This is a genomic window from Atopobacter sp. AH10 (assembly GCF_003664595.1).
In the GTDB taxonomy this organism is placed as follows: Bacteria; Bacillota; Bacilli; order Lactobacillales; family Aerococcaceae; genus Atopobacter.
This window is the reverse complement of record NZ_QXPZ01000002.1, coordinates 120,649-146,121: the sequence shown is the minus strand read 5'-3', so window position 1 is coordinate 146,121 and position 25,473 is coordinate 120,649. Positions and strand designations below refer to the sequence as shown.

The window sequence follows — 25,473 nt, the reverse complement described above, 5'->3', positions numbered from 1 at the left end:
TAAAATCCTGTTTAGATCTTTCCTGAGATTTTCTTTTCAAAGCGTTGGAAAAGAAAGGAAAGACAGTAACGCATAAACCGATCTCCTAAAGCTAGACTAAGATATCTAACTTTAGGAGGTCAGTTTATCCTTATCAAAAAAACGCCCCAGACTAATCTGGGGCGTTCTCCCTTTTGAAGGGAGAGAGGATGATGGTCTCAAGAAAGCACAGGATATATCCTATGCCTTTCTTGATTCGATGAATGTTCAGTGATAGATTGGCTGATATCTATGGCTGAACCTGGAATAGTTTTGGATAAGTTTTGATCAGGATAATCCCGATAACGATGACCGTTAGGCTAGTCATGATAAAACTGGATCCATTCACTGACAAGGAGTAAATAACGGGAGACATGTGTTTTGGAGCGTATTGTCCCCAATAGATGAAACCTGCTATGAAATGGATCAGATATTTAGCAAAACAACCTAAAAGAGCTCCTAGACTGTAGGTCATATATGGCGATTTACCGGCCTTTAATTGAGCTTGAAAAGAATGGCTTGTAAGCCCGGCTAATCCCATCAGCATGAAAGCTAAGAAATATTCCATGGTAAATTGAATGACAGAAAGAAAGTAAATTTTCCCAAGAAGTAAATGCAATAAACCCCAGATAAAACCAGAAGTAAGCCCAGCTAGTAGACCTCTACGCATGGAAAGAATAGCAATAGGTAAACAGCCTAGACTGATCTGGTACCAAGCAATATCTAATGGAAGGTAGGATAAAGCCATGGCAATCGCAGCAATAATGGCTTCTTCTGCTAAAAGTTTAATATGGGAATTGGACATAAAAAAGACCTCCTTGTCCCTAAACTAAGACAAAGAGGCATGATAACTTGCCAAATAACAATCCCTACGCTTGTGTTAACAAACAGGTTCTAAGGGTTCGTGATAGATCACGTCTCAGCTCGTGGCGCCCCTTTGTTTTAGAAGTACAACAATATTTGATTGACTTTAGTATAAGTGAAAGAGGATAGCTTGTCAATTTTAATGGACTTCTTTACAATAGAAAGAAAGAACGTTCTTTTTAAGGGCGAATAAAAAAGACTCTTACTGCCAGATAAAGAGTAAAAAGGAGTTGAAAATATGGCAAAAGTAGAAAGTTTTTCATTGAATCATTTGAAGGTTAAGGCTCCTTATGTCAGAATTGCTGGAAATGAAGAAAATGCTGATGGTGCTAAGATTCGTAAATTTGACTTGCGTTTGATCCAACCGAATCAAGGGGCTATTCCAACCGCTGCTTTACACAGTTTAGAACATTTGCTAGCTGTGAACATTCGGGATTATTTGGATGGAGTGATTGACATTTCTCCAATGGGCTGCCGGACAGGTTTTTACCTTATTTGTTGGGGGCAACCAAGTGTTCGTGAGGTGAGAGATGCCTTGGTGAAGGTTCTTGAACTAGCTTTAGACGCAGAAAGAGTTGAGGCTACAGATGCCCGTTCTTGCGGTAATTACCGTGACCATTCCTTATTTGGGGCAAAGGAGTATGCTAGAGATATCTTAAAACAAGGGATTAGTTTGGATCCTTTTGAACGTATTTTTGACTAGAGGTTTGTAATGACAACAGCTAAAGAATTGATCGAATTAGCTAAAGAAGTTTTAGACAATGCCTATTGCCCTTATTCACAATTTCCTGTTTCATGTGCTTTAGAAATGACAGATGGGCGAGTGATTAGGGGAGTAAATGTTGAGAATGTGTCTTTCGGAGCAACCAACTGTGCGGAAAGATCTGCGATTTTTACTGCGATTAGTCAGGGATACAAAAAAGGCAATATAAGAGCTATAGCTATAGTGGGGAAAACGACTAATTATCTAGCTCCTTGTCAGATTTGCCGTCAGGTGATGGTTGAATTTTGTGATCCCACAACGCCTATTTATTTAACGAAAGCTGATGGCGAGGTATTAACTACTACTTTAGGGGAACTTTCCCCAATGGCCTTCAAGGAATTAGATAGGATAGAGGAATAAAGGTAAGGAAAGGTCGTGTTCATTTTCCTTGCAAAGTCCTAGAGGGGCTGCGAAAGATTTATTGTCGAAAAGAAGAAATAAGCGCAACTGAAACCATTAGGAATCAAGTTGCGCTTTTTTTAGCTCTATTTTTTGCTCTTTTTTAAGGAGATAGATCAATTGCAAAACAATAAGATGTGCCAAAGTCCCTTTTAAGGAAACATCAAGTAAGCGAGAGTCATTACCACAAAAAGATGCAAGGCTCCTCCAATTAAGCTTAAATAGATATTATCAATAGCTGTTTCATTGACAGTTTTGTAGAAAGAACCGACAAAAGTAATGCCATAAGTCATCGCTGTTAAAAGTAAAAGAAAACTAATAAGGATAGCCCACAGCAAAGGAGAAATTAAACTCAATAAGAAGCTAATGCTTACAAATAAAAGTCCGATCGTATTTGCCCCTTCGTATTGGGTGATCCAGAAGTGGAATTCATGACTACGTTTCAAAATCAGTTTCTTTATCCAATAGGCGATGATGGGGAAGCCTAGATAGTAGACAAGGAAGAAGATAACAGATTTAATGAAAAAGAATATAGGATTTGGGTTAATGTTGGCAGAAGGTAGGATGGAAATATCCGATAGTAAATTGTATTTACTGATCAAACCTGTGACCAAACGGGTTAAACTCCCAGCACTAAGCAAGATGGTAAGGAAAGCTGTAATGTAGCCATAGTAAGTATTTTCATTGCGACGAACACGTCTTTGAAGGCTTGGACAAACAAAATTACTTTTTAAAAAGCTTAAGTAACCACTTACGCTGGAGTAAATTTTGACCAATGATTTTGGGGTATTTTTTTTGCGGGAGTCCATAGTTTGCCGAGATTCTTTCGATTGAGGGGCTTTACTTTCGCCAGTTTTACTAGACGACTTTTCTGCTGTAGTGCTAGCAGTGACTCCTTTGACGTAAGCTCCACAAAAAGGACATTCGCTCACTTGCTGGGGAATATCATTTTTACAATATGGACATTTTTTCATCATAATGGCTCCGACTCCTTTAGAATAGTTCATTTTTACTATAGACAAATTTGGCTTAAATAGCAAGATCAGTCTACAGAACTTTTACCCTTTATTAAGGGGACAATTCGTTAATAGAAAAGGCTATGAAAAGGGTTAGGAAAGAGGACAAAGAAGAAAAAGCCCCGAAAACTAGCCTAGTCTTGCTAACTTTCGGGGCTTGGCTAGTCTCTTTAAAGGGGAGATGAGACTAGCATGATGTCAGGCGTTGCGTGTCACCTGATAAACAGATATTAAAGGATTTGGCAACCGTCGTAAACGATCTTACCATCGACGATTGTGTAATGGATATCAGAGGTCAATTTTTTACCAGCATATGGGGTATTATGACCTTTAGAGAAGAATTTTTCAGGATCAACAGTCCATTCTTTTTCTAGATCGATCACCGTGATATCAGCGGGTGCTCCAACTTCTAATCGGCCAGTAGGGAGGTTAAAAATATTGGCTGGATTAGTGGTGAGAGCTGCTACTAATTTGCTAAGACTTAATTGATTTGTTTTTACTAAGTCAGTATAGAGCAATTGGAAAGCATATTCGCTACCGACGATCCCAAAAGCACTTGTTCTCATGTCATTGCCTTTTTCTTCAGCTGTGTGCGGAGCATGGTCTGTAGCGACACAGTCAATAGTTCCATCAGCTAAAGCAGCAATTAAGGCCAGACGATCTGAGTGAGAGCGAAGAGGAGGATTCATTTTAAAGTTTGGATCATTCCCAGGAATATCTTCTTCATCTAAGGTGAGATGGTGAGGGGAGACTTCTGCAGTCACATTTATTCCGGCAGCTTTAGCATCTCTAACGACTCGAACGCTTTCTTTTGTAGAAACGTGGCACACATGATAGTGGCAACCGCTAGCTTCAGCTAAGAGGACGTCACGAGCAATTTGGACGGCTTCAGAGATGGAATTAATGCCAGGTAAGCCTAACTTTTCACTAGCTATACCTTCATTGACGCATCCACCATGAACCAAGCTGTTATCTTCAGCATGGGCAACGACAGCCAAGCCTAGCTCTTTAGCGCGAAGCATACCTTGATACATGTTATCAGCTGTTTGGACACCATGGCCATCATCGGAGAAAGCGAAAATGCCTTCTTCAGCTAAACCTTTCATATCCACAACTTCTTCGCCTTTTTCGTCAATTGTAATGGCAGCGTAAGGAAGAACATGGATAGGGGATTCATCTTTCAAACGCGCTTTAAAGGCTTTTATTTTTTCAACAGAATCCATCACTGGTTTAGTGTTTGGCATCGTGCAAACAGTGGTAAATCCACCACGAGCTGCAGCTCTAGAACCTGTGGATAAGCTTTCTTTGTGGGTTAAACCAGGATCTCTAAAATGAACGTGGACATCAATTAGACCAGGGACGATCAACTCGTCCCCTAGATCTAATACGTCTTCGTTTGAAGTTTTAGTGAGGTCTTGACCAATGGCTTGAATCAAGCCATTGCTGATCCGTACTTTGCTAGGAATAAGCTTATCGCCTTCTAGAATTTTCCCGATCAATAACATATCTTTAGTCAAGAGCGATACCTCTCTTCTTGGCGTTGGAGAAAGTGAAGGAAACATCTTCAGCTGTTTCTTCTTCAGGGAGTGGAGCGATACGTGCTGGACGTTCGCTTAATAGTTCGTGAAGGATACTCATGCGTGCATATACCCCGTTAGTCATTTGAGGGAAGATGACGGATTTATCACATTCTACTAATTCGCTAGAAATTTCAACATCCCGGTTAACTGGAGCAGGGTGCATGATGATAGCATTTTCCTTCATCTTGGCATAGCGTTCTTGATTCATTCCGTAAGCTTTGTTGTATTCTTCTTTAGTGAATGATTCGTGTTCATGGTGGCGTTCGTGTTGAACACGGAGTAGCATAACGATATCAGCATCTTCGATAACGTCATCCAAGTTGACGAATGGGCAGTCGATAGAAGCATCTTGCCAAACTTCTGGAGCGGAGAAGACAACTTCTGCACCGAGTTGAGTTAAGGCTTGTTGGTTAGAACGTGCTACACGGGAGTGTAAGATATCCCCAGCGATAACAACTTTCAAACCTTCAAAGCGACCAAAGCGTTCGTAAATAGTTACGAGGTCTAGTAAGCATTGGGTTGGGTGTGAACCGGAACCGTCACCACCATTGATGACTGGAATGTTCAGACCTTCTAATTGATCATAGTAGTTGTTTTCTGGGTGACGGATAACTAAGGCGTCACAACCGATTGCTTCTAAAGTTTTGCAAGTATCGTATAAAGATTCACCTTTTTGAACAGAGCTAGTGCTCACTTCAAATGGTAGGCTGTTCATTCCCAATTGACGTTCTGCCATTTCAAATGACAATTTAGTCCGAGTAGAGTTTTCGTAGAATAAGTTAGCTACAGTTTTGGTGTCGTTGAATGGGCGGAAGCCTTCGTTTTTGAATTTGATAGCGCGGTTAACCAAGCGCATGATTTCTTCAGTTGATAATTCTTCCATTGAAAATAAGTGTTCCATTTAATGAGCCTCCTAGGTCTTGTTCTTGACGACGGTTGACGAAAAAAATACTCCTGTCATCGACACGAGTATGTTCAGTCAAAAGCAATCTATTGAGGATACAACAGATCGTTAGGACGCTCGTGTCTTCTGAGTCTCACAGGGCTCGTTTAAAGACGACAGTATTTATTTCTTGACGATAGTATACGGAAGACTATTTCAAATGTCAATTGTTTTAGTGACTTTTTTTGAGAAAAAATGGAGAAAGGCAAAAATCGAGGATAGTGTGTAAAAAAGGTTTGTATATATAAACTTTCTCGTTCACTTTATACTCTGGTGCCTTTTGGAGATTGGGATGATTTTTTAGAGCTGATCTCAATTTTTCTATAATATTCTCAGATGACCTAGCCCCTGTTATTTTAGCATGCATTCTAATTTTCTCTAAACGTAAGAAGAGGGATAGGACTATTTTTCAAAGGACTTTTCTTTTTATGGAGAACTTGTACATCTGAACTAAATTTATGGAGAACTTGTACATCTGGACTAAATATGTTAGAATTCTAGTCATGCGATGAGTCGAGTGTTGCACGATTGCAACATTTGAAGTGGAGATGGAGCCATTTTTTGGCACTGCCGGATTGCAGCCATCTTTTAGTCTTGATGTGAACAGGGCTAAACGTTAGCAATAGCGCCACAAGAAGAAACCTTGTCTAACTATAGACAAGGTTTTTTTTCTTGATATAGAATTGATCGTGATGAATAAGTTAGTTAAGGAGCTTAAAGGAAAAGCTCATTTTATTTTTCTAGATCGTTTAGAAGGGCAAGAAGTCCTAAGCGATAACTGTCTATGCCAAATCCACTGATTTGTCCGATACAAGCTGGAGCGATGACAGAATGATGACGGAAAGCTTCCCGTTGGTAGATAGGGGATAGATGAACCTCAACGACGGGTGTAGTTACAGCATGGATAGCATCCAGAATAGCATAAGAATAATGGGTGTATGCTCCTGCGTTAAGGACAATGCCATCTATTCCTTTATCTTTAGCAGCATGGATTGTATCGATGATAGCTCCTTCACTATTGCTTTGAAAAAAGTCCACTTGAACATTTAAGGGCTGAGCTACTTTTTTGATGCTTTCTTCCATTTGATTTAGAGTGTTTGTGCCATAGATTTGAGGTTCACGTTGACCTAATAGATTGAGATTGGGTCCGTTAAGGATAAGAATGTGCATAGGTATTTTCCTTTCTTATAGAGAAGTGATGTTGAGCTAGTCTTTTGCTAAAGTAAATCGTTTGACTGATGGAGAAAGGCAGGGAGAAGTGATGTTGAAGCTAGTCTTTTGCTAAAGTATATTGTTTGACTAATTTAGGGACGCCGGGAGAAGTGATGTTGAAACTAGTCTTTTGCTAAAGTGCTTCATTGAGAGAGTGCTCTGTTGAACTTTCGCTTTCAAGGCGATTTTTTGAAAAGACTTTTCCCTGGAGGCTCCATTTATGGTTAGTGAATTTTTGCGGTGAAACTTATAGGCTTTTCATCCTAGGGCAACAGATTTTCTGCGAGTTTTGATAACTCGGCTAAGGCCTGATCAAAATTCCCTGAATTAATGTAATGATGATCTGCATAGCCTTCATATAAGGGGCGTCGATTTAAGTCCAGTTGATCGAGTTTTTGTAAATTTTTGGCTAAAAGGGGACGGTGACTTGGATCTAAATCTTCTTTGATTTTTTCCAAGGGACGATCGATCCAAATGACTTTTCCACTATTTTTTAAATGATGCATGTTTTCAGCCCTTAATACAGCCCCTCCACCAGTAGCTAGGACGATGCCTCTTTCTCGGGATAGTTTTATTAGTACCTGAGATTCGATTCGGCGGAAATAGCTTTCCCCTTTTTCAAAAAGGCTAGGAATAGTTTGCCCGCTTTCTTCTTCAATCACTCTATCACTATCTTTAAAGCTAAAGCCTAGTTTTTGAGCTAAGGCTTCACCTAGGCTTGTTTTTCCAGAACCAGGTAGACCAATTAGAATAATATTCACTAGGGGTTGATTTTCCTTCTTGGAACGACTTTTATTTGACTCCATGGACATCACTTCCTTTATAATGAACGTAGCCAGTTTGCTTTTTGCGCTAAAATAGTTTGGTAGAGATTTTCGATTTCACTTGACGTAAAACTTCTGTTTTGCCAGAAAGCAAGAGCTTTGATAGCTTGTCCGATCAACATGTCTAATCCATTGCTTGTGGGAATACCAATATGTTGGGCTAGGCGCAAAAGTTGAGTTTGACTAGGATTATAAATGAGATCAAAGACAGCATCGAAGTTTTCTATTTGTGAGGGCTGAATAGGGCAGTCCTCAGTATGAGGGTATAGGCCAACTGGAGTGGCATTGATGAGATAATTAGCCTTAATAGTGTCCAGATCTTTATAAGAGACGACAGGATGCCCTTTGAAATGCGAAATTGTTTTTCGACTGACAAAAGTTAAATGTTGAATACCTGAATTCTTTAAAAAGTGTTCCACAGCGAGTGAGGCGCCACCAGTTCCTAGCACAAGGGCAGAATGACCTTTAATAGGCCAAGATTGTCGTTTGAAAGTGAGCTCTATCCCATCGTAGTCCGTATTGGTGCCATAGAGTAAGCCTTCTCTTGAAGCGATGGTATTGACAGCTCCAATAGCTTTTGCGACAGGTGTCCTATAGTCCAAGAAGGGGATTACTTTTTCTTTATAAGGAATAGTGACGTTAGTCCCAGCTCCGTCTTCTTTTCGTAATTCTTGAAAAAAAAGGCCTAATTCGTCTTCTTTTCGATCGAATAAGCTATAGGAAGCCTTTATTCCTAAAGTGTTATAGATGATCTTGTGAAGTTGAGGGGATAGGCTATGTCCTAAAGGATGCCCTAATAAACCATAGTGTGACATAATAACTCCTTTTTTGCTATACTTTTTTGTTATAAACGTTGAAATGAGTCGGTAAGTTCTATATTATAATACAAATAATAACTAATTCTACCCGTTAATAGCGAGCGATCATGAAAATGATAGGTGCTCATTCCCTTTAGCTAGTGCCATTCTAGCAAATAATTAGCTCTTTTTCCATGAAGGAAGAAAGATCAATTATAGGAAAAGAAGGGAAGGCTGAACTGGCGGGGTTTATAAGGAGAGATGACATGGACATTATCTTACAAAAGAATGTGACAGAAGATATGCTGAGCGAAATGAAGCGAGAGCTAACTTCACAAAAGATATCAGGTGAGTGGATCGAAGTTGAAGGTCAATTGACTTTTCATGTGCAAAAAGACAATACTTCTAAGCCTAATTTTTGGAGATTAAAGACTTACGTTGATAGAGTTATAGAAGATGCTGGTTCTTACCCTAAAGCTAGTCGCTCCAACCACCTTGAATTAAGTCATGTTCAAGTAGGATCGACCCTTATAGGTCCAGGTCATTTGACGGTTATAGCAGGCCCATGTGCAGTAGAAGATGAAGAACAAGTGATGAAAACGGCTTTTGCTGTCAAAGCAGCAGGAGCAACTCATTTACGTGGAGGAGTTTTTAAACCACGTACATCACCTTATGCTTTCCAAGGACTAGGTTTGGAAGGCTTAGCTATTTTAAAACGTGCTAAAGAAGCTACTGGCCTGCCTATTGTGAGTGAACTGATGTCTACTGCTACTGCTGAAATGGATGCTTTTGTAGAAGAAGTTGATTTGATCCAAATTGGGGCAAGAAATATGCAGAATTTTGCTCTATTAAAGGAATTAGGAAAAATTAACAAACCTATCTTGTTGAAACGTGGACTTTCCGCTACCTACATGGAATGGTTGATGGCGGCAGAATATATAATGGCTCATGGGAATCCTAATGTTATTCTTTGTGAGCGAGGTATTCGAACTTATGAAACAGAAACTCGCAATACCTTAGATATTCAAGCAGTGCCAGTCTTAAGAGAAAAGACCCATTTACCAATTTTGATCGACCCTTCTCATGCTGCAGGTAGAAGGTCTTACATTAAAGCTACATCTAAAGCTGCTATTGCTGCTGGTGCAGACGGTTTGATTATCGAAGTGCATCCAGAACCTGAAAAAGCCATGAGTGATAAAGACCAAGCTTTGACTTTAGAGGCATTTGCTGACTTGATGAAGAGTGTTAAAGTGATTGCAGACTTAGAAGGGAGAAAATAATTTTTTCTCTAGCTAGGATAAAAGAGGTAAAGAGTTTATGGAAGGGTAAAGAAAGGAGCAAAAAATGAAAAGCTTACGTGTTCAAGTCCAACGAAAAAATGTGGATTATCCACTTGTGATTGAACGAGGCCTAGTCAAGCGATTAGATGAGGCTATTCGACCCTATGTTACAACAGATTGTCGTATTTGCCTTATTACAGATGAAAATGTTGCAGCACTCTATTTAAATCCAGCACTTGAACAGCTCAAAAAAGCAGGCTTCAAACTTTACCCTTTTGTTGTTCCAGCAGGGGAAAGTAGTAAATCCCTCACACAGTTATCCGCCATTTGGGAACAATTGGTAGCATGGGGATTTAAACGCACCGATGCGATCATTGCCTTTGGAGGAGGAGTAGTGGGGGACTTGGCTGGTTTTGCAGCAGCCAGTTTCTTAAGAGGATTGGATTTGATTCAAATTCCAACTACACTTTTAAGTCAAGTTGACTCTTCTGTTGGGGGCAAGGTTGCTATTGATCTCTCAGAGGGAAAGAATTTAGTGGGTGCTTTTTATCATCCTAAAGCTGTTTTTATGGACCCAGACGTGTTAGAAACTTTATCTGATGAGCAATTTGCTTCTGGAATGGCTGAAGTTATCAAGTATGCTTTAATTGGGGATGAGGGCTTTTTTAACGATTTAGCAGAAAAGAAAAATCGTGATGAACTGATGGAGTCTATTGAAAATATTTTGGCTACTTGTTGTGCCATGAAACGGGATCTCGTGGCAACTGATGAGAAAGACCGTGGACAACGGATGTTGCTGAATTTTGGCCATACCATTGGCCATGCCATAGAAGCTTATTACGCTTATCACAAGTATAATCATGGTCAGGCCATATCTGTCGGGATGGTTTATATGACCTCTTGGGCAGAGAAAAAGGGCTATTCGCCAAAAGGCCTCAGTAAAAAAATAAGGCAATTATTAAGTCAGCATGGGCTTCCCGTTCGATTAGATCAAGCAGAGGATTTGCCACAAATTTTACCTTTTATGAGAAGGGATAAGAAAAATTTGGGCAGTCAGTTAAATGTTGTTGTGATAGAATCTGTAGGGAAAGCAAAAATATTACAGGTAAATGAAAGCTTTGAAAGAGAACTATTGGATAGTTTAAAAGAAGTTCAGGGCTAAGAACAAAATCAGTTCATTTTAAAGTTAAACACCTATTAAGACAAAGGAGGTAACAGCGTGAGATATCTAAAAAAGTCAAGCCTGAAGGGTATTGTTACAGCGCCTGCATCCAAAAGTCAAACTCATCGTGCTATTATTGCGGCTGGATTAGCAGAGGGAGAATCCCTTATTAGAGGGGTACAATTATCTGATGACATCTTGGCGACTATTGAGGGGATGAGAGCTTTAGGGGCAGAAATTAGTGCTCTTGATCCTAAAAAGTTGACGCAAAGTTTGACCATTAAAGGGATAGGGCATTCTCTAACGACTGAAGGTCAAAAGGTGACTAGCGTCAAAGAACCTTATCCTGTGATCCAAGCAAAAGAATCTGGCTCAACCTTGCGTTTCTTGATTCCCTTAGTGGCAATAGGTTCGCAAGCCTTTCGTTTTGTAGGAGAGGGGAAACTTGGTCAACGGCCTTTGTCAGCTTACCAAACCATTTTTCAACAACAAGGATTAACCTTTGACTTATTGAAACAAGAACCTTTAGACCTAGTTGTGGCAGGACCTTTGTCTTCGGGGTCATATGAACTATCCGGACAATTGAGCTCTCAATTTATCACCGGTTTGTTGCTTGCCTTGCCTCTCTTAAAAGGGGATTCCAAACTTCATGTCTTAGGGGAGATGTCATCTTCTGGCTATGTAGCGATTAGTTTAGATGTTTTAGAAAAGTTTGGAGTAGAGATAGAAGAAGTTGACCGTCAAACTTACCGGATCCCTGGAGGACAAAGCTATAAAGCAGGTGAATTGACGATTGAAGGAGATTTTTCACAAGGGGCAGTTTATTTATGTGCTGGTATTCTTGGTCATCAAGTTCAAGTGAAGGGTTTGTCAGTGGATTCTGTCCAACCTGATCGTAAAGTCATGACTTTCTTGAAAGCCTTTGGGGGAATGAATTGGGTGGAAGAAGACGGGACTATTTCAATTTCGGCTAATCATAGGCATGGAGTAGTTGATTTATCAGGAGATCAAACGCCGGATATTATGCCTTTACTTGCCTTAGTGGCAGCCCTGTCAGAAGGGGAAAGTCGCTTAACGAATCTAGGACGTTTACGCTTGAAGGAATCGGATCGCCTCAAAGCTGTAGAAGAGGAATTGACTAAAATTGGTGCAGATATAAGGATAGAAGGGGACAGTTGGATTATAAAGGGGAAATCTAGCTTTAAAGGTGGGGTAGTGGTTGATAGCCACCACGACCATAGGATTGCGATGATGTTAGCCCTGGCCTCTACTTATTGTGATGAACCTATTTATTTACAACATTCTGAAGTTGTACGGAAATCTTATCCTCATTTTTGGGAAGATTGGCAAAAACTTGGTGGGTCAGCAGACCTAGCTTAAGGAAAACATAGGCGAAGTGCCTTAGAAGAGAATGAAGTCTAAGTTCTTCTTATACAAAAAAATAAGACCTCCCATTTTTAATAAGGACTATTGAGGCCTATCAGCTATAGGAGAAGGGGGATAAAGCATGAATGGTATCTGGGGGAATCATTTGCAATTGGCTTTATTTGGTGAATCGCATGGCCCAGCTATCGGTATTACTCTATCTGGCTTCCCAGCAGGATTAAAGTTGGATAGGGAAACTATCAATAAAGCACTAGAACGTCGTCGACCAGGACATGATGATATATCCACACCAAGAAAAGAATTAGATCAAGTGGAAATCTTAAGCGGAATATTTAACGATCATACAACTGGGGCGCCCATTACTGCCATCATTCGTAATCATAATACGCGGTCTAAGGACTACAGTGCTTTTAAAGAAGTGATGCGTCCAGGTCAGACAGATTATTCGGGCAGGAGCCGATATGATGGCTTTAATGATTACCGAGGAAGTGGACATTTTTCGGGAAGACTCACAGCGCCACTAGTTTTTGCGGGAAGTCTTTGCCAGCAGTGGTTGGCGCAAAAGGGTGTGAAGATCAGTGGGCATATTGTTCAAATAGCTTCAGTCCATGATGAACTTTGGACAGAAGAAAAAAATCTAACGGACGAGGACATTGAATTTCTTCATCAACAACGCCTGCCGGTTTATAATGAGGAAAAAGCAAAAGAGATGAAGCAAGTTATTCTAGAGGCAAAGGATGAAAAAGACTCTGTCGGTGGAATAATTGAAATAGTTGTCTTGGGTATGCCAGCTGGCTATGGGGATCCTTTCTTTGATAGTATAGAATCCCGTTTATCCCATTTGGTTTTTTCTGTTCCAGCAATCAAAGGGCTAGAATTTGGGACGGGCTTTGCCTTGGCAGACATGAGAGGGTCAAAAGCTAATGATCCATTTTGCTATACAGTAGATGGAGAAATCTCCACAAAGAGTAACCATAATGGAGGCATCATTGGGGGAATTACCATTGGACGACCGATAGTTTTTAGAACGGTTGTTAAGCCTACCGCCTCCATCGGGCAAAGGCAATTGACGATCAACCTTCAAAAGAAGGAAGAGGTAGAGCTTTCTATAGAAGGACGACATGATCCATGTATTGTTCCAAGAGTTTTACCAGTTTTAGAGGCAGTTACCGCTATTGCCTTAATGGAAAGTTTCTTGACAAGGACAAAATCTGTAGAAGAATAAATGACCTTTAGGACTAGCTAAGAAGCCTTAGTTTAGAATTGAGCTAAGGAATAAGCCTTCGTTTATCAAGTAGATGAGTCGCTACTAGTCCATATGATTTATAAAAGAGGAAAGCCTAAGAGACTGCTAACAAAGTGTTGGCCATCTCTTAGGCCTTTTTAAGCATTTTTATCTACTTTTCTTGTTAATGGGGTGGATCAAAAAACTATAGCTAGTCAGTGACCGCTTAGGCTTTATTTGTGCGACCAAGGCACTTTATCCTAGGAAGATCTTGCTTTTCATATGGACTATTTTTATTTGAGCCCAATTTTCTGTTTAAGCCAGACACATCTTATTGGGCTCAATTGATAAAGCGCATTCATTTTCTTGTGATATGATTAAAATTGACAAGGGGGGAAGAGATGATAACGAGTGATCTTTTTACCAAATTGCAATTATTTATGGACTATCGAGGTTACTCCTTAGATCAATTAGAGCAAGTGACGAAGATCAGTCGGAGAAACTTGCTAAGGGATATAGACCGGGTCAATAGTTTGCTTTTGGAAGGTAACTTAGCTTCTATCGAATTAGTAGACGATAGGTTACAAGTTCCTAGGGTAGATAAAGATAGCTTGTTTGATCATTGGCCTAACTTAGACAAGCAAATCTTTTTCCAAACTGAAAGACCCGAAATGATTGTCTTGATGCTATTGTTACAAAAGTCTTTTGTATCGAATTATCATTTCCAAGAATTTTTGCACATGAGTAAAAATGCAGTCGGTTTAGATTTGAAAGAGGTAAAAGCTCTACTGAGCTGTTATGACTTGAATTTAAGCTATGCTAGGAAAACTGGTTACCGTATTGTTGGTCAAAAGGAAAATGTTTTTCGGCTGATTGATAGAAGTTTGAAGACTATTTTAAGCCAGCAGATTGGCAGATGGGAAGTTCATTATATCAGCAATTATTGGCAATTTGATCTAAAGATTCAAGCCATTGAGGATTTATTAACCACATCTAAGGTCACATTTGTTCCTGAACGCTTAGGGGAATGTGTTTATTGGTTAGCCATCGTCATTCATCTGACTGAAAGTTGGAAAGATGAGCCAATCGGTCATGAATTTTCCAGATCCCCTTTGCTGACAGACTTAATGGAAAAGTTTCCCAGTTTAAAGGCTTATCCTAATGCCGTGGTGAAACGCTTGTTGGCAGCAGTTGAGGGGGATCTTTCTTATCAAGAGAAAAGAAGCAAAATGGAAGGCTTGGCGGAAAAGTCGATGGCTTCTACTGAAGAAACTATCGATCGGGAAGAGAAAACTCCAATCAGTAGGAAAAATCAGCTAGAGCCTTCTGCTATACAAAAAGTGATGGAGGAAATCATTGATGCAGTTAAAGGCAAAACTGGAGTGGAATTTCCAGAGGGTAGAGCCTTTAAAGAAAATCTCTATCGCCATTTAGTTCCGGCCTATTATCGGATTAAATTTAAGATGCAATTATCCAATCCTTTAACCGAAGAGATTAAAGAAAACTACGGTGCTTTATTCGAACTGGTGTCACTTAGCCTTGATCCTTTAAGTCGACTGACTGGGGAAGAAATTAGTGACGATGAGATTGCTTATTTTACCATGCATTTTGGAGGCTATCTCAGTTTGGATGAGCCATCTAGCTATACGAAAAAAGCTGTAGTGGTTTGCCCCAATGGTATTTCCTCGTCTTTGATGATTGAAGAACAGCTCAAACGTATTATGCCAGAGATTAAGGTGGATCGTTTGCTATCCACCCATGATTTATCAGCTGAGCCGCTTGAAGGGATAGATATGGTTTTTTCTCCCATTCAGGTGATCTGTAAAAAGCCAGTGTTCATTGCGAAACCTATCATGAATGCTATAGAAAAAGATTTTCTCAAAAAAGAGGTCTATCACTATTTTCATATTCAAGATGCGACTAATGAGTCTATCGATCAATTAATGAAAGCAATGGAAGAATATGCGGTGATTAAGGATCCTATAGCCTTAAGACAGTTGTTAAAAGATTATTTTGCTCAACAAGACAGGAAAGAGTCTTTGTTGAAGAAAGAAGGCGAGAGATTGGAAGCTTTGTTAAAAAAAGACAAGATTCAATGTGTTGAAAGGGTTAGTGATTGGAGAGCGGCGGTTCGTTTAGCGGCTCAACCCTTGTTGAAGGCAGGAGATATCGAAGAATCTTATATAGATGCCATGATACAAACTGTGGAAGATATTGGCCCTTATATTGTCCTCGTTCCCCATGTAGCTGTTCCTCATGCAGGAGCGGATAAAGGCGTTAATCGTCTGGGAATAAGTGCTTTATTGGTCCAAGAAGCAGTTGATTTTAATATTAAGGGAGAGGAGGAAGATAAAGAAGATAAACAAGTCCAACTTATTTTTGTATTGGCGACAGTAAATTCCACAGCACACTTAAAAGCCTTGCAGCAATTGGCGGTTATTTTAGATGATGAAGCATTTGTAGAACAATTGATTCATTCTTCAGGGAAGGACGAATTTTATCGGTTGATTACCGAAAAAGCTAAGGAGATGGATTAAGATGAAAATTGTAACAGTTTGTGGGAATGGCATTGGCTCGAGTTTACTTTTGAAAATGAAAGTGGAAGCTATCACCAAAGACATGGGCATGACCAATGTGGAAGTATCTTCTTGTGATTCTAACGCTGCAGTAGGACAACATGCTGATGTTTACGTTACTGTGAAAGAATTTAAGGATATTTTCCCAGAAGGTACAAAGGTATGTATTGTTAAAAGTTATACCAATCGCAAAAAAATTGAAGCAGATTTAATACCATTTCTTGAACAGATGAAATAGGAGGAAATATCATGGCTATACTTGATTTAATCAAAGATATGTTAAGTGAACCCTCGATCTTACTGGGATTGATTGCTTGCGCTGGTTTAGTGGCTTTGAAAGAAAAACCGCATAAAATTATGACAGGAACTTTGGGACCTATCCTAGGCTATTTGATGCTGTCAGCTGGTGCCGGAGTCATTGTATCTAATTTGGATCCTTTGGCCAAAATGATTGAAGCAGGTTTCCATATTACAGGGGTTGTTCCTAATAATGAGGCGGTAACTTCTGTTGCTCAAAAAATGCTTGGCGTTGAAACGATGTCTATTTTATTGGTTGGTCTGATCTTTAACTTATTAATTGCTCGTTTTACGCGTTATAAATACATTTTCTTAACTGGACACCACTCCTTCTTTATGGCTTGCTTATTGTCCGCCGTTTTAGGGGCCATTCATTTCAAAGGCATGAGCATGATTTTGATTGGTGGTTTCATTTTAGGGGCTTGGTCAGCAATTTCTCCAGCTATTGGGCAAAAATACACCCTAAAGGTAACAGACGGAGACGAATTGGCTATGGGACACTTCGGAAGTTTGGGCTATTACTTTGCCGCCTTTATTGGTTCTTTGGTCGGCAAGGGGAGCAAGAGTACCGAAGATTTTGAAATTCCAGAAAAATGGTCCTTCTTAAGAAACACAACGATTTCTACAGCTATTACTATGGTATTCTTCTATTTGCTTGCTGCTATTGTTGCTGGTGGAGATTTTGTGTCTACTCTATCCGGAGGGAAGAATCCTTATCTATTTGCTATTATGGCAGGTTTGCAATTCGCCGTTGGGGTTGCAGTAGTCTATGCAGGGGTTCGGATGATTTTAGCTGACTTGATCCCAGCCTTTGAAGGGATTGCCACTCGCTTGATTCCAAACTCTGTTCCAGCCGTTGACTGCGCTGTTTTCTTCCCATATGCGCCTACAGCCGTTATTCTTGGCTTTGCCTTCTCCTTCTTAGGTGGCGTTATTGGGATGTTGATTCTTGGCCTTACTGGTGGGGTATTAATTATCCCTGGACTCGTGCCACATTTCTTCTGCGGTGCAACAGCGGGGATTTACGCTAACTCGACTGGTGGGACAAGAGGGGCAATTCTTGGATCGTTTGTGAATGGCCTCTTGTTAGCCTTTATTCCTGCATGGCTGATGCCAGTATTAGGGAACTTAGGTTTTGCCAATACCACTTTCGGGGATATGGACTTTGGTATTCTTGGGATTGTTTTAGGGAACTTAGGGAATAACTTAGGGACACTTGGGGTTTATGTCTTTGTTTTAGCCTTAGTGATTATCTTAGCTCTACCAAGTTTCTTATCAAAAGGAACAGGGGCTATTAATAACATTAGCGAAGAGTAAGTTCCTTAAAGAAGTTGCTCCTATTAGAGGGTTGATCTCTTATAAAGTTAGCTCTGCTAGAGGGTTAACTCCTTATAAAGTTGCCTCTACTAGAGGATCTAGCTATTAAAAAAGTTGCCTCTATTAGTGGGTGTATCTATTTGAAAAAGTTGCCTCTACCAGAGGATCTAGCTATTAAAAAAAGTTGCCTCTACAAAGAGGGGAAAGCATCAGTGCATTTGAAGTCAATGGAGGGAAGTCTAATAATGACGGAAATTAAAACAGCTATTTACTCAGACGGTGCGAATGTAGACGATATGTTGGAGACCTTGTCTTATGGAGAAGTCACCGGCTTTACAACTAATCCTAGTTTGATGAAGAAAGCAGGTGTGACTTCTTATACAGCATTTGCCAAGGAAGTTCTGGCTAAAATTACGGATTATCCTGTTTCATTTGAAGTGTTCAAAGATGATTTAGAGGGGATGAAAGAAGAAGCACTCGTTCTCTCTCGCTTGGCTCAAAATGTGTATGTCAAGATTCCAGTGACCAATTCAAAGGGCGAATCTACTGCGCCTTTGTTAAAAGAACTCTCCTCAGAAGGCGTTAAACTGAATGTGACGGCTATATTTACGCCAGAACAGGTGAGGACAGTGGTTGATCATTTAACAGATGGGGTAGAGAGTATTGTTTCTGTTTTTGCGGGCCGTGTGGCGGATACAGGTGTTGATCCTCTTCCTTTGATGAAAGAATGTCTAGCGATTTGTAGAGAAAAGAAAGGCTGTCAATTGCTATGGGCAAGCCCAAGAGAAGTATTGAATATTTATCAAGCTAATGAGCTTGGTGTGGATATTATTACCTGCACGCCAGCCATTATAAAAAAATTCCGTAGTCTCAAAGGAAAAGATTTAACGGAATACTCTAAAGAAACGGTTCAAATGTTCTTAAAGGATAGCACAGCCCTCGGATTTTCCATTTTATAGTTCATGTAGAACAAACTACTCCTTAGCTGATGAGATTGGCTAAGGAGTTTTTTGAATGGAGGCTATTAAAAGAAGGCTAAGCCAAGGAAGTTTTGAGAAAAGAAGAATGGACAGACTATTTATTAAGTTAAAGAACTATAGCAGAAGAGGAAAATAGTTAAGATAACTTGAAATCGTAACCTTTCTCATTATATAATCGAGACGGTATGAAAACGCTAATCGGGCTGTTTGAAGGTAGTTATTCAGCTCATCAGAAAAGAAAGGAATGTGAGGACATGGGAGAATTAACCCAATCTTTATACGATCAATTTGAAAAAGCTTATGACAGCAACAAAACAAATGAATTGATCGCCAATGCCATTTCTAACGTTGGGGTTCGAGAAGCTAGTAAGAGCCAATTAGCCATCAACAAGCATAAATTTATTTTCAGTGATGAAATCGATCATAAAAATATCACCAATCAAAAACACACAGGCCGTTGTTGGATGTTTGCGGCTTTGAATATGGCACGCCCAAAAATCATTGCTGATTTGAAGTTAGAGGAGTTTGAATTATCAGAAACTTATCTCTATTTTTACGATAACATGGAAAAAACAAACACCTATTTAGAACGCATCATTGCAACTAAAGATCAAGACATTAATAGCCGTGATGTTGAACGAGCTTTGGCTTACAAGACTAGCGATGGTGGCTACTTTGAATACTTTGCTGCTTTGATTAAAAAGTACGGTATTGTGCCAAAATCTGCGATGGGGGAAACCTTTAGTTCTTCAGATTCAGGCGCTATGTTCCAACGTGTTCAAGAAATTATCAAGAAATACACTATGGACATTCGTCGTGCTGATGATAAAGACATCCAAGCTTTGAAAGAAGAATGTTTGAGTAAGGTTTACAACATCTTTGTTAAATGCATTGGCAAACCTGTTCAAAAATTTGATTTCGAATATGTGGATAAAGATAAGAAATACCATATCGAAAAAGATTTAACTCCTCAATCCTTCTATGAAAAATATTTGGCAGGTTTCTATGACAATATGGTTCGTCTAATCAATGACCCTCGTGAACGTCATCCTTATGGCCGAGTATACACTTGCCCTGATGTGAAGAACGTGGTGGAAGACAAGGGCTTGATTGGCTTAAACGTGCCAGTTGAAGAAATGAAAGAAGCCATGATTAAATCCATCAAAGACAAACGTACAGCTTGGTATGCGGCTGATGTAGATCACTACTTCGAACGCAAATCTGGGATTATGGATACAGCTATGTTCAACTTTGAAGATACATTAGTTCCAGTTGGTGAATTCTCCAAGGCTGACCGCATTGATTCTCGTCAATCGATGGCAAACCATGCCATGAATATCGTTGGGGTGAATATCAAAGATGGCAAACCAACTCAATGGAAGGTAGAAAATTCTTGGGGAGATAAAGATGGAAATAAGGGTGTCTTCTCCATGGCTGATGAATGGTTTGATGAATATGTTTACGAATTAATCGTCGACAAAAAATATGTGAGCGAAGAATACCTTAAAGCCTTCGAACAAGACAGCATCGAATTAGATAAATACGATCCATACTGCTTGTTGATGAGCAATGTTCAATAGTCTATCCTAAAAATAAAAAGATAGTTTGTTAAAAGGACCCTTTCGTAGAGGCTAAAGCAATTGCCCCCAAAGTTAGACCGTGTCGTCCAACTTTGGGGGATTTTTTTGCATATCGTGACTCATGTATTCAGATGAGAATAGATGTATTGATAAAAATCGTCGAACGAATGGATCGTAAGAACCGTTTCTTTTAAGTTTCGCTGATTAAAAAGAGATAAGATCACTTCGTAAAGGGCAGCAAAATGCTTTTTGTCTAATTCGCTTATTGTTGGTAAAAGGATAACGTGAACGGGTTTGGATTTCCAAATAATCCCTTTATGACTAATAATAACAGGAATCACAGTTTTAATGGCGTTACATTTCATCGCGTGTGGGACTGCCAAATCGTCAAAATCAGTAGACGAAGCGTCTTCTCTTTCCATTACCTGATCAAAATAGCTCTCGTTTACATACCCTTGCTTTAGTAGTTGAGTGCAAAGGAATTCGATAATATCGACTTTATTTTCCATTGGTGGGTCAACAAAAAATAAGGTTGGATTAAATAAATGATATAGTTCAGCTAAAACTTGCTTCTTTTTTAGAGAAAATTTCAGTTCTCGAAGTTTTTTTGCCAGTTCAGCGGTATAATCATCAAAATTGAGTGGGCAAAGATAATAGATGTTACTGGAATGGATGTAATCCATTTGAGTAGTAGTGATCAAAATATCGTATTTTTTTGAAGTTATTTCGGATAGATGGCTAGCAATTTCAATAATGTGGATGTCGCTCCCAAAATGAAATAAAAGTTTATTGTATAGCTGTTCTCTCCAATCTAGATAATTTGGGCAGAGAAGAATACATTTAAGTTTTTGCTCATTGCTTTTTTGCCGTTCGAGTTCTGTCCCAATATGTAAAGCAAGAAAAGCTATTTCGTCTTCTGGAATTTTCTGGTTAAAGACATCGGATAAAAATAGGGAGACAAAAATCGCTATTTCATAAATAAGGGGGCATTCTAATTTTATATTGGACAATAGTGGATTAGGATTAAATGATCCTCTTTTAATTCTGTTATATAAAGTGTTCAGATGCAAGCTGAAAGGAATGATGAAACTATTTTTGGATAGATCAATACCATAATTATTATAAACATTATTTACGATGGTCTGAGTGAGCGACATACTATTTTGATCAATGATCTTAGATAAATGAAGATCGCTATTGATGAGATGACTATTGATATTAGAGCGAGCTAATAGATCAATTTCTTCTTTTTCGTTGGCATTAAAATCGACTTTAAATTGTTTTTCAATCGACTCACATAAGCTGATAACTAGAGGATTTTGCTGTTGCTGTGGTGTATCTTTTACAGGATGATAGCTTAAAGAAGAACCTTTTTTGACTCTATCAAGAATGATTAATAAATGAAGGAGCATATTCATGAAAGAGTAGTCATTAATATAGATTTTGTTTTGGTCGAAATGTCTTCTCAATAGGCAAGATAAATGTTGAACTGTTTCTTGACTGTAAAGTTTATATAGGGTAGCAATGTCCAATAATTTGTGATCAGCTTCTTCAAAGATGATTTTAGAAAGTAACTTTCGTTTAGAGGTTTCATCCGCTAAAATTACTAGTTTAGATTGTTTAGTAGCAAATCGGACATGATATCTTTTGAAGGCGATATTCCACTTAGCTAGGTCTGATTTTAAAGTAGAGTAACTGATAAAGACCTCATGGCAAAAATCAAAACTATCAACTTCCTGGTGGTCAATTAGAATTTTTCGGATCAAGAGATAGGCTCGCTGGATATAACTTTCGGGAATAGTAGAGTGGCCATGAATTAATGATTCAGCAATACTTTTATCCGCTAAACGGTAACCTTTATTAGAAGAAACGATGATTTTGTTGTTACCTTCGCTGTTAATGCTAGCTACATAGCTTTTTATGCTTCGAACAGAAATATGGAGTTCATGAGCTAGAAAAGAGGCAGTTACTGAAGTTTCTTGTTTAAGAAGCAATGTAAGCAGCTCGATTTGTTTTGCAGTTAGCATAATTAATCCCTCCCTATATGGAAGTATATCAATATCTAAATGACAAATGTAGAAGTCTTGAGTTGTTTATTTGCCCTCTACTCGGGCAATTCCTAGGCCTATTTATTACCCTTTTAAAGGGCAAATTCTTAGTTGAATGAGAAGGGAAAAAACAATTATTCTGAGGACAGATAAAAACAAAATAAAAAAGGAGGATTACGATACCATGTTAATGGATCTGTTTAAGTGGTTAGTGAGTTATGGCGCTGCATTTATTGTTCCTTTATTTGCTTTAATTTTAGGTGGGCTATTTGGTGCACCTTTTAAAAGGTCATTCGCTGGGGCTTTGAAGATGGGTGTGGGTTTTACAGCTTTGGGTGTTTTGATTGGCACAATTTTTTCTGCATTAGAACCAGCTGCTAGAGAATTAGCCAATAAATTTGGCGTAAACTTTACTATACTCGATTTAGGTTGGCCGACTCAATCAGGGATTGTTTTTGCAATTCCTTGGTGTATGGCAGGAATAGCTTTGATGATTTTATGTAATGCTCTTTTAGTCACAATTGGGCTAACTAAAACCTTAAATGTTGATTTTAACAACCATTGGATTTTCATTTTTTATATGGGTGCAACCTATTACCTTTCGAAGAATTGGCTATTAACCATTGCGGTTGGTATAGCTTTTTGGTTTATTTCCTTGAAAATGGCTGACTGGGTTTATCCATATATTCAGCCTTATTATAATATGCCTACCGATGGATTAACGGTAACCCATGCCTATTCAATTCTTTGGGCACCAATTGGCTTTTTACTGGATCAATTATGGGATCGCGTCCCAGTGGTCAAAGATATCAACTGGAATGCCCAAGATATTCAAAGGAAATTTGGCTTTTTCGGGGAAAGTATCTTTATTGGATGGGTGATCGGCTTTATTGTAGGTTGCGTTGCTTTTATGACGATGCCACCAAGTTTGGAACAGTTAGGGAAGGCTTTGTCATTAGGCTTTACAGTTGCACTTTTTATGTATCTTATTCCTAGAGCGGCTGAATTGGTTGTTGCAGGTATGGCACCTCTTTCCGAAGCTATTCGAAAATTCCTAAGAAAACGTATGCCGGGGAGAGAATGTTATGTAGGACTTGATGCTGCTATTTTAGTTGGAGCGCCTGAACATGTCGTTATAGGACTTTTAACTACTCCAATAGCCTTTCTCATTGCTTTTGTTTTGCCTGGAAACCAAGTCCTGCCAATGGGAGACGTAGCTGGCTTGTTTATATTTATCTGCACCTTTTTAACTAATACCAACAGAGGTAATATTTTTAGAGGCTTACTAAATGCTACTTTGTTATTAATTCCAGTGTCCTTCCTTATTGGAGCTCAAATGGCACCTGCCAATGTAGCCATGGCAACAGCTACTCATTTTGCGGTAACTGGGGCAAAAGGAATGTTGTTTACTTCTTTATGTGTGGGGACGACACCAGTTGGTTTTGCTTTGTTTAAAATAGCTATGTTTATTGGTGTTACCCATAAATTGCTTGATTTATTCATAGGCTTAGCCATATTAACAGCATTCTTTATTGTATGGTATTTGATGAGAAATAGACCTAGTGAATATGTGACAGAATTACTTCATGAAGGCAAGGAATAAGGAGGGGTAAAAATGGCTAATTCTGATCGTGTAAGAGTGATGTTAGTCTGTGGATCAGGCATTGTATCAAGTACTTTAGTCTATCCGATGGTCGAAGATATTTTAAGAGATAATGGATACAACTTTGAGATTATCAAAGGTGGCTTTCATGAAATCAAAAATTATAGCAATATTCGATTAGTTTTAACGACAATGGCTCAGGTTCCTCCTGAAGTCGTCTCTTTAAATATACCAGTAGTGGTCGTAACTGATTTATTTAAAGGAGATAGTGATAGAATAACTGAAGAAATCAACCGTGTGTTAAGAGGGTAAATTGTTATGGAAGTGGATGAATCACATAAATTATTTACGCCAGATAACGTGAGTATAGACTTCGATGCAGCAACACGAGAAGATGCTATCAGAGAAGCGGGACGATTGCTCACCAATATTGATTCTGCAGATGCTAGTTACACAAGTGCAATGATTAGGAACTGTGAAGAACTTGGACCTTACATTGTTTTACTACCTGGCTTAGCCTTACCTCATGCCGCTTGTGATAATGGGGTTAAACGCGCTGGAGTGGCGGCTGTAAAGTTGAAAAGGTCAATAAATTTTGGCCATGAAGAAAATGATCCAGTTGAATTAGTTATTGCTGTAGCGTCTCCAGATAGCAAGGCACATTTATCTTTGATGGCAGACTTATCTAAATTATTAATGGATCAGAATAGCTTGAAAGCGTTAAAGCAAGCTAACACGAAAGATAATTTCTTAAAGGCGTTGAATGAAGGAGGAGAAAGTGGAAAATGAAGTTATTGACGATGTTAGTTAAGGAAGATCGAACGATCAGTAATGCGCAACAAGTTTTTGAAGATAATAAGAGCGCTAGTTGTGAAAATTGGGGATGTAAAGATATAGGTATTCCTTTAGAAAAGGTTAAAGAATTAGTTCAAACAATGAAAAGTGCTAATAAGCAAACTGTATTGGAAATGATGAAAGATAGCGAAGAAGAATGTAGAGCTAGCGCTCATTTTGCGATTGAATGTGGCTTTGATAAGGTATTGGGAGGGGCGTATAGTAAAGAAATAAGCAATCTCTTGAAGGGGGAGAATATAGACTATTATCCTTTTGTTGGTGAGTTAGTGGGGAATCCAAGAAGATTGTTAGGGAGTGTTGAGGATATTGTTGAGGAAGCGTGTCGGATTGCATCCTTGGATGTGACAGGCATAACTGTAGCGATTTATCGTTTTGAAGGAGATAAAGAGTCTCTGTTATCTGCCCTAGTAAAAAAAGTACAGAAACCAATTGTCGTTGCAGGTAGTGTTAACAGCAAGGAAAGAATACAAGAGTTGGCTCGCTATGGGATTAGTGCTATTACGATTGGGACTTCATTTTTCGATAAAGATTTTGTCAAAGAAGGGACATTTGAGGATAATGTGAATAAAGTCGAAGAATGGATTACAGAAGTTGATTTAAGCAACAAGAGTAGTTATTAACGAATGTATCCAAGATTGTGAGACTTCATAAAGGAAAAAGCGAGTATATATGTTGGTTGATCAAGGTGTATACTCGCTTTACTTTTCATTATTTCAATATATCCTAAATTAATCAATTGTTATAGGCA

23 protein-coding genes and 1 riboswitch are annotated in these 25,473 nt (G+C 39.0%); of the genes, 15 read left to right on the top strand and 8 right to left on the bottom strand.

The genetic code is table 11. The features are described from left to right. Nucleotides 1-268 precede the first annotated feature (268 nt). A complete protein-coding gene (gene thiT / locus D3H64_RS01170; protein ID WP_121564007.1) occupies nucleotides 269-823 on the bottom strand; it encodes an energy-coupled thiamine transporter ThiT in 555 nt (184 codons plus the stop codon). Nucleotides 824-867: 44 nt separating this feature from the next. After that, a riboswitch (TPP riboswitch) is annotated at nucleotides 868-965 on the bottom strand. 155 nt (nucleotides 966-1,120) lie between these two features. Here thiT and D3H64_RS01165 point away from each other — a divergent pair. Beyond that, a complete protein-coding gene (locus D3H64_RS01165) occupies nucleotides 1,121-1,585 on the top strand; it encodes an S-ribosylhomocysteine lyase (RefSeq protein WP_121564005.1) in 465 nt (154 codons plus the stop codon). 9 nt (nucleotides 1,586-1,594) lie between these two features. Then, the gene (locus D3H64_RS01160) at nucleotides 1,595-2,005 is read left to right on the top strand and encodes a cytidine deaminase (protein WP_121564003.1); all 411 of its coding nucleotides are present in this window, start codon (nucleotides 1,595-1,597) and stop codon (nucleotides 2,003-2,005) included. A 191-nt stretch (nucleotides 2,006-2,196) separates the two neighbouring features. Here the strand turns inward: D3H64_RS01160 and D3H64_RS01155 are convergent, their stop codons facing one another. The 6 genes from D3H64_RS01155 to D3H64_RS01125 form a co-directional block, all read right to left on the bottom strand. Further along, entirely contained in the window at nucleotides 2,197-3,021 is an 825-nt protein-coding gene (locus D3H64_RS01155; protein ID WP_121564001.1) for a hypothetical protein, read from the bottom strand. Nucleotides 3,022-3,290: 269 nt separating this feature from the next. After that, a complete protein-coding gene (locus D3H64_RS01150) occupies nucleotides 3,291-4,565 on the bottom strand; it encodes a dihydroorotase (protein ID WP_121564067.1) in 1,275 nt (424 codons plus the stop codon). 4 nt (nucleotides 4,566-4,569) lie between these two features. Continuing rightward, a complete protein-coding gene (locus D3H64_RS01145; RefSeq protein WP_121563999.1) occupies nucleotides 4,570-5,541 on the bottom strand; it encodes an aspartate carbamoyltransferase catalytic subunit in 972 nt (323 codons plus the stop codon). 774 nt (nucleotides 5,542-6,315) lie between these two features. After that, the gene (gene aroQ, locus D3H64_RS01135) at nucleotides 6,316-6,753 is read right to left on the bottom strand and encodes a type II 3-dehydroquinate dehydratase (protein WP_121563995.1); all 438 of its coding nucleotides are present in this window, start codon (nucleotides 6,751-6,753) and stop codon (nucleotides 6,316-6,318) included. A 305-nt stretch (nucleotides 6,754-7,058) separates the two neighbouring features. Further along, nucleotides 7,059-7,601 (bottom strand): shikimate kinase, encoded by a 543-nt coding sequence (locus tag D3H64_RS01130; RefSeq protein WP_158589187.1) that lies wholly within the window; start codon nucleotides 7,599-7,601, stop codon nucleotides 7,059-7,061. Between the two features lie 14 nt (nucleotides 7,602-7,615). Continuing rightward, nucleotides 7,616-8,434, bottom strand: a complete 819-nt coding sequence (locus D3H64_RS01125; RefSeq protein ID WP_121563991.1) for a shikimate dehydrogenase — start codon at nucleotides 8,432-8,434, stop codon at nucleotides 7,616-7,618. Nucleotides 8,435-8,682: 248 nt separating this feature from the next. Between D3H64_RS01125 and aroF the strand changes: the two genes are divergently transcribed. The 9 genes from aroF to D3H64_RS01080 all read left to right on the top strand — a co-directional run bounded on the left by aroF (nucleotide 8,683) and on the right by D3H64_RS01080 (nucleotide 20,219). Further along, a complete protein-coding gene (aroF, locus tag D3H64_RS01120) occupies nucleotides 8,683-9,696 on the top strand; it encodes a 3-deoxy-7-phosphoheptulonate synthase (RefSeq protein WP_121563989.1) in 1,014 nt (337 codons plus the stop codon). Between the two features lie 64 nt (nucleotides 9,697-9,760). After that, nucleotides 9,761-10,858 (top strand): 3-dehydroquinate synthase, encoded by a 1,098-nt coding sequence (gene aroB / locus D3H64_RS01115; RefSeq protein WP_121563988.1) that lies wholly within the window; start codon nucleotides 9,761-9,763, stop codon nucleotides 10,856-10,858. 57 nt (nucleotides 10,859-10,915) lie between these two features. Beyond that, the gene (aroA, locus tag D3H64_RS01110) at nucleotides 10,916-12,238 is read left to right on the top strand and encodes a 3-phosphoshikimate 1-carboxyvinyltransferase (protein ID WP_121563986.1); all 1,323 of its coding nucleotides are present in this window, start codon (nucleotides 10,916-10,918) and stop codon (nucleotides 12,236-12,238) included. Between the two features lie 127 nt (nucleotides 12,239-12,365). Then, on the top strand, nucleotides 12,366-13,469 hold the full coding sequence (gene aroC, locus D3H64_RS01105; RefSeq protein ID WP_121563984.1) for a chorismate synthase: 1,104 nt from the start codon (nucleotides 12,366-12,368) through the stop codon (nucleotides 13,467-13,469). A gap of 401 nt (nucleotides 13,470-13,870) precedes the next feature. Next, complete coding sequence (locus tag D3H64_RS01100) at nucleotides 13,871-16,006, top strand: BglG family transcription antiterminator (protein ID WP_121563982.1); 2,136 nt, start codon at nucleotides 13,871-13,873, stop codon at nucleotides 16,004-16,006. Between the two features lies 1 nt (nucleotide 16,007). After that, entirely contained in the window at nucleotides 16,008-16,283 is a 276-nt protein-coding gene (locus D3H64_RS01095; protein WP_121563980.1) for a PTS sugar transporter subunit IIB, read from the top strand. A gap of 8 nt (nucleotides 16,284-16,291) precedes the next feature. After that, nucleotides 16,292-17,659, top strand: coding sequence for a PTS ascorbate transporter subunit IIC (locus D3H64_RS01090; RefSeq protein WP_121563978.1), 1,368 nt, complete (start codon nucleotides 16,292-16,294; stop codon nucleotides 17,657-17,659). A gap of 242 nt (nucleotides 17,660-17,901) precedes the next feature. Next, on the top strand, nucleotides 17,902-18,618 hold the full coding sequence (locus tag D3H64_RS01085) for a transaldolase (protein ID WP_370448430.1): 717 nt from the start codon (nucleotides 17,902-17,904) through the stop codon (nucleotides 18,616-18,618). Nucleotides 18,619-18,893: 275 nt separating this feature from the next. Then, the gene (locus D3H64_RS01080) at nucleotides 18,894-20,219 is read left to right on the top strand and encodes an aminopeptidase C (protein WP_121563976.1); all 1,326 of its coding nucleotides are present in this window, start codon (nucleotides 18,894-18,896) and stop codon (nucleotides 20,217-20,219) included. A gap of 119 nt (nucleotides 20,220-20,338) precedes the next feature. Here D3H64_RS01080 and D3H64_RS01075 read toward each other — a convergent pair whose 3' ends face one another. Further along, nucleotides 20,339-22,246 (bottom strand): transcription antiterminator, encoded by a 1,908-nt coding sequence (locus tag D3H64_RS01075; protein ID WP_121563974.1) that lies wholly within the window; start codon nucleotides 22,244-22,246, stop codon nucleotides 20,339-20,341. 205 nt (nucleotides 22,247-22,451) lie between these two features. On the opposite strand from D3H64_RS01075, the gene D3H64_RS01070 reads away from it, so the two are divergent. The 4 genes from D3H64_RS01070 to D3H64_RS01055 are packed head-to-tail and all read left to right on the top strand — an operon-like array spanning nucleotide 22,452 to nucleotide 25,345. Further along, entirely contained in the window at nucleotides 22,452-23,870 is a 1,419-nt protein-coding gene (locus D3H64_RS01070) for a PTS transporter subunit IIC (RefSeq protein WP_158589186.1), read from the top strand. A gap of 12 nt (nucleotides 23,871-23,882) precedes the next feature. Continuing rightward, nucleotides 23,883-24,182 carry a hypothetical protein gene (locus D3H64_RS01065; protein ID WP_121563970.1) on the top strand — a complete coding sequence of 100 codons (300 nt, stop codon included), beginning with the start codon at nucleotides 23,883-23,885 and terminating at the stop codon, nucleotides 24,180-24,182. Between the two features lie 6 nt (nucleotides 24,183-24,188). After that, entirely contained in the window at nucleotides 24,189-24,659 is a 471-nt protein-coding gene (locus D3H64_RS01060) for a PTS sugar transporter subunit IIA (protein WP_121563968.1), read from the top strand. After that, entirely contained in the window at nucleotides 24,656-25,345 is a 690-nt protein-coding gene (locus D3H64_RS01055; RefSeq protein ID WP_121563966.1) for a hypothetical protein, read from the top strand. The genes D3H64_RS01060 and D3H64_RS01055 overlap by 4 nt, the downstream gene beginning before the upstream one ends. Nucleotides 25,346-25,473: the final 128 nt, after the last annotated feature.

Bases quoted from the DNA above. Each gene is read 5' to 3' on its own strand.
- D3H64_RS01150 (WP_121564067.1), bottom strand. From the start codon at position 4,565: ATGTTATTGATCGGGAAAATTCTAGAAGGCGATAAGCTTATTCCTAGC.
- D3H64_RS01145 (WP_121563999.1), bottom strand. From the start codon at position 5,541: ATGGAACACTTATTTTCAATGGAAGAATTATCAACTGAAGAAATCATG.
- aroC (WP_121563984.1), top strand. From the start codon at position 12,366: ATGAATGGTATCTGGGGGAATCATTTGCAATTGGCTTTATTTGGTGAA.
- D3H64_RS01070 (WP_158589186.1), top strand. From the start codon at position 22,452: ATGTTAATGGATCTGTTTAAGTGGTTAGTGAGTTATGGCGCTGCATTT.
- aroB (WP_121563988.1), top strand. From the start codon at position 9,761: ATGAAAAGCTTACGTGTTCAAGTCCAACGAAAAAATGTGGATTATCCA.
- D3H64_RS01065 (WP_121563970.1), top strand. From the start codon at position 23,883: ATGGCTAATTCTGATCGTGTAAGAGTGATGTTAGTCTGTGGATCAGGC.
- D3H64_RS01080 (WP_121563976.1), top strand. From the start codon at position 18,894: ATGGGAGAATTAACCCAATCTTTATACGATCAATTTGAAAAAGCTTAT.
- D3H64_RS01165 (WP_121564005.1), top strand. From the start codon at position 1,121: ATGGCAAAAGTAGAAAGTTTTTCATTGAATCATTTGAAGGTTAAGGCT.
- aroF (WP_121563989.1), top strand. From the start codon at position 8,683: ATGGACATTATCTTACAAAAGAATGTGACAGAAGATATGCTGAGCGAA.
- D3H64_RS01130 (WP_158589187.1), bottom strand. From the start codon at position 7,601: ATGGAGTCAAATAAAAGTCGTTCCAAGAAGGAAAATCAACCCCTAGTG.
- aroQ (WP_121563995.1), bottom strand. From the start codon at position 6,753: ATGCACATTCTTATCCTTAACGGACCCAATCTCAATCTATTAGGTCAA.
- D3H64_RS01160 (WP_121564003.1), top strand. From the start codon at position 1,595: ATGACAACAGCTAAAGAATTGATCGAATTAGCTAAAGAAGTTTTAGAC.
- D3H64_RS01155 (WP_121564001.1), bottom strand. From the start codon at position 3,021: ATGATGAAAAAATGTCCATATTGTAAAAATGATATTCCCCAGCAAGTG.
- D3H64_RS01095 (WP_121563980.1), top strand. From the start codon at position 16,008: ATGAAAATTGTAACAGTTTGTGGGAATGGCATTGGCTCGAGTTTACTT.
- D3H64_RS01100 (WP_121563982.1), top strand. From the start codon at position 13,871: ATGATAACGAGTGATCTTTTTACCAAATTGCAATTATTTATGGACTAT.
- D3H64_RS01060 (WP_121563968.1), top strand. From the start codon at position 24,189: ATGGAAGTGGATGAATCACATAAATTATTTACGCCAGATAACGTGAGT.
- thiT (WP_121564007.1), bottom strand. From the start codon at position 823: ATGTCCAATTCCCATATTAAACTTTTAGCAGAAGAAGCCATTATTGCT.
- D3H64_RS01125 (WP_121563991.1), bottom strand. From the start codon at position 8,434: ATGTCACACTATGGTTTATTAGGGCATCCTTTAGGACATAGCCTATCC.
- D3H64_RS01055 (WP_121563966.1), top strand. From the start codon at position 24,656: ATGAAGTTATTGACGATGTTAGTTAAGGAAGATCGAACGATCAGTAAT.
- D3H64_RS01075 (WP_121563974.1), bottom strand. From the start codon at position 22,246: ATGCTAACTGCAAAACAAATCGAGCTGCTTACATTGCTTCTTAAACAA.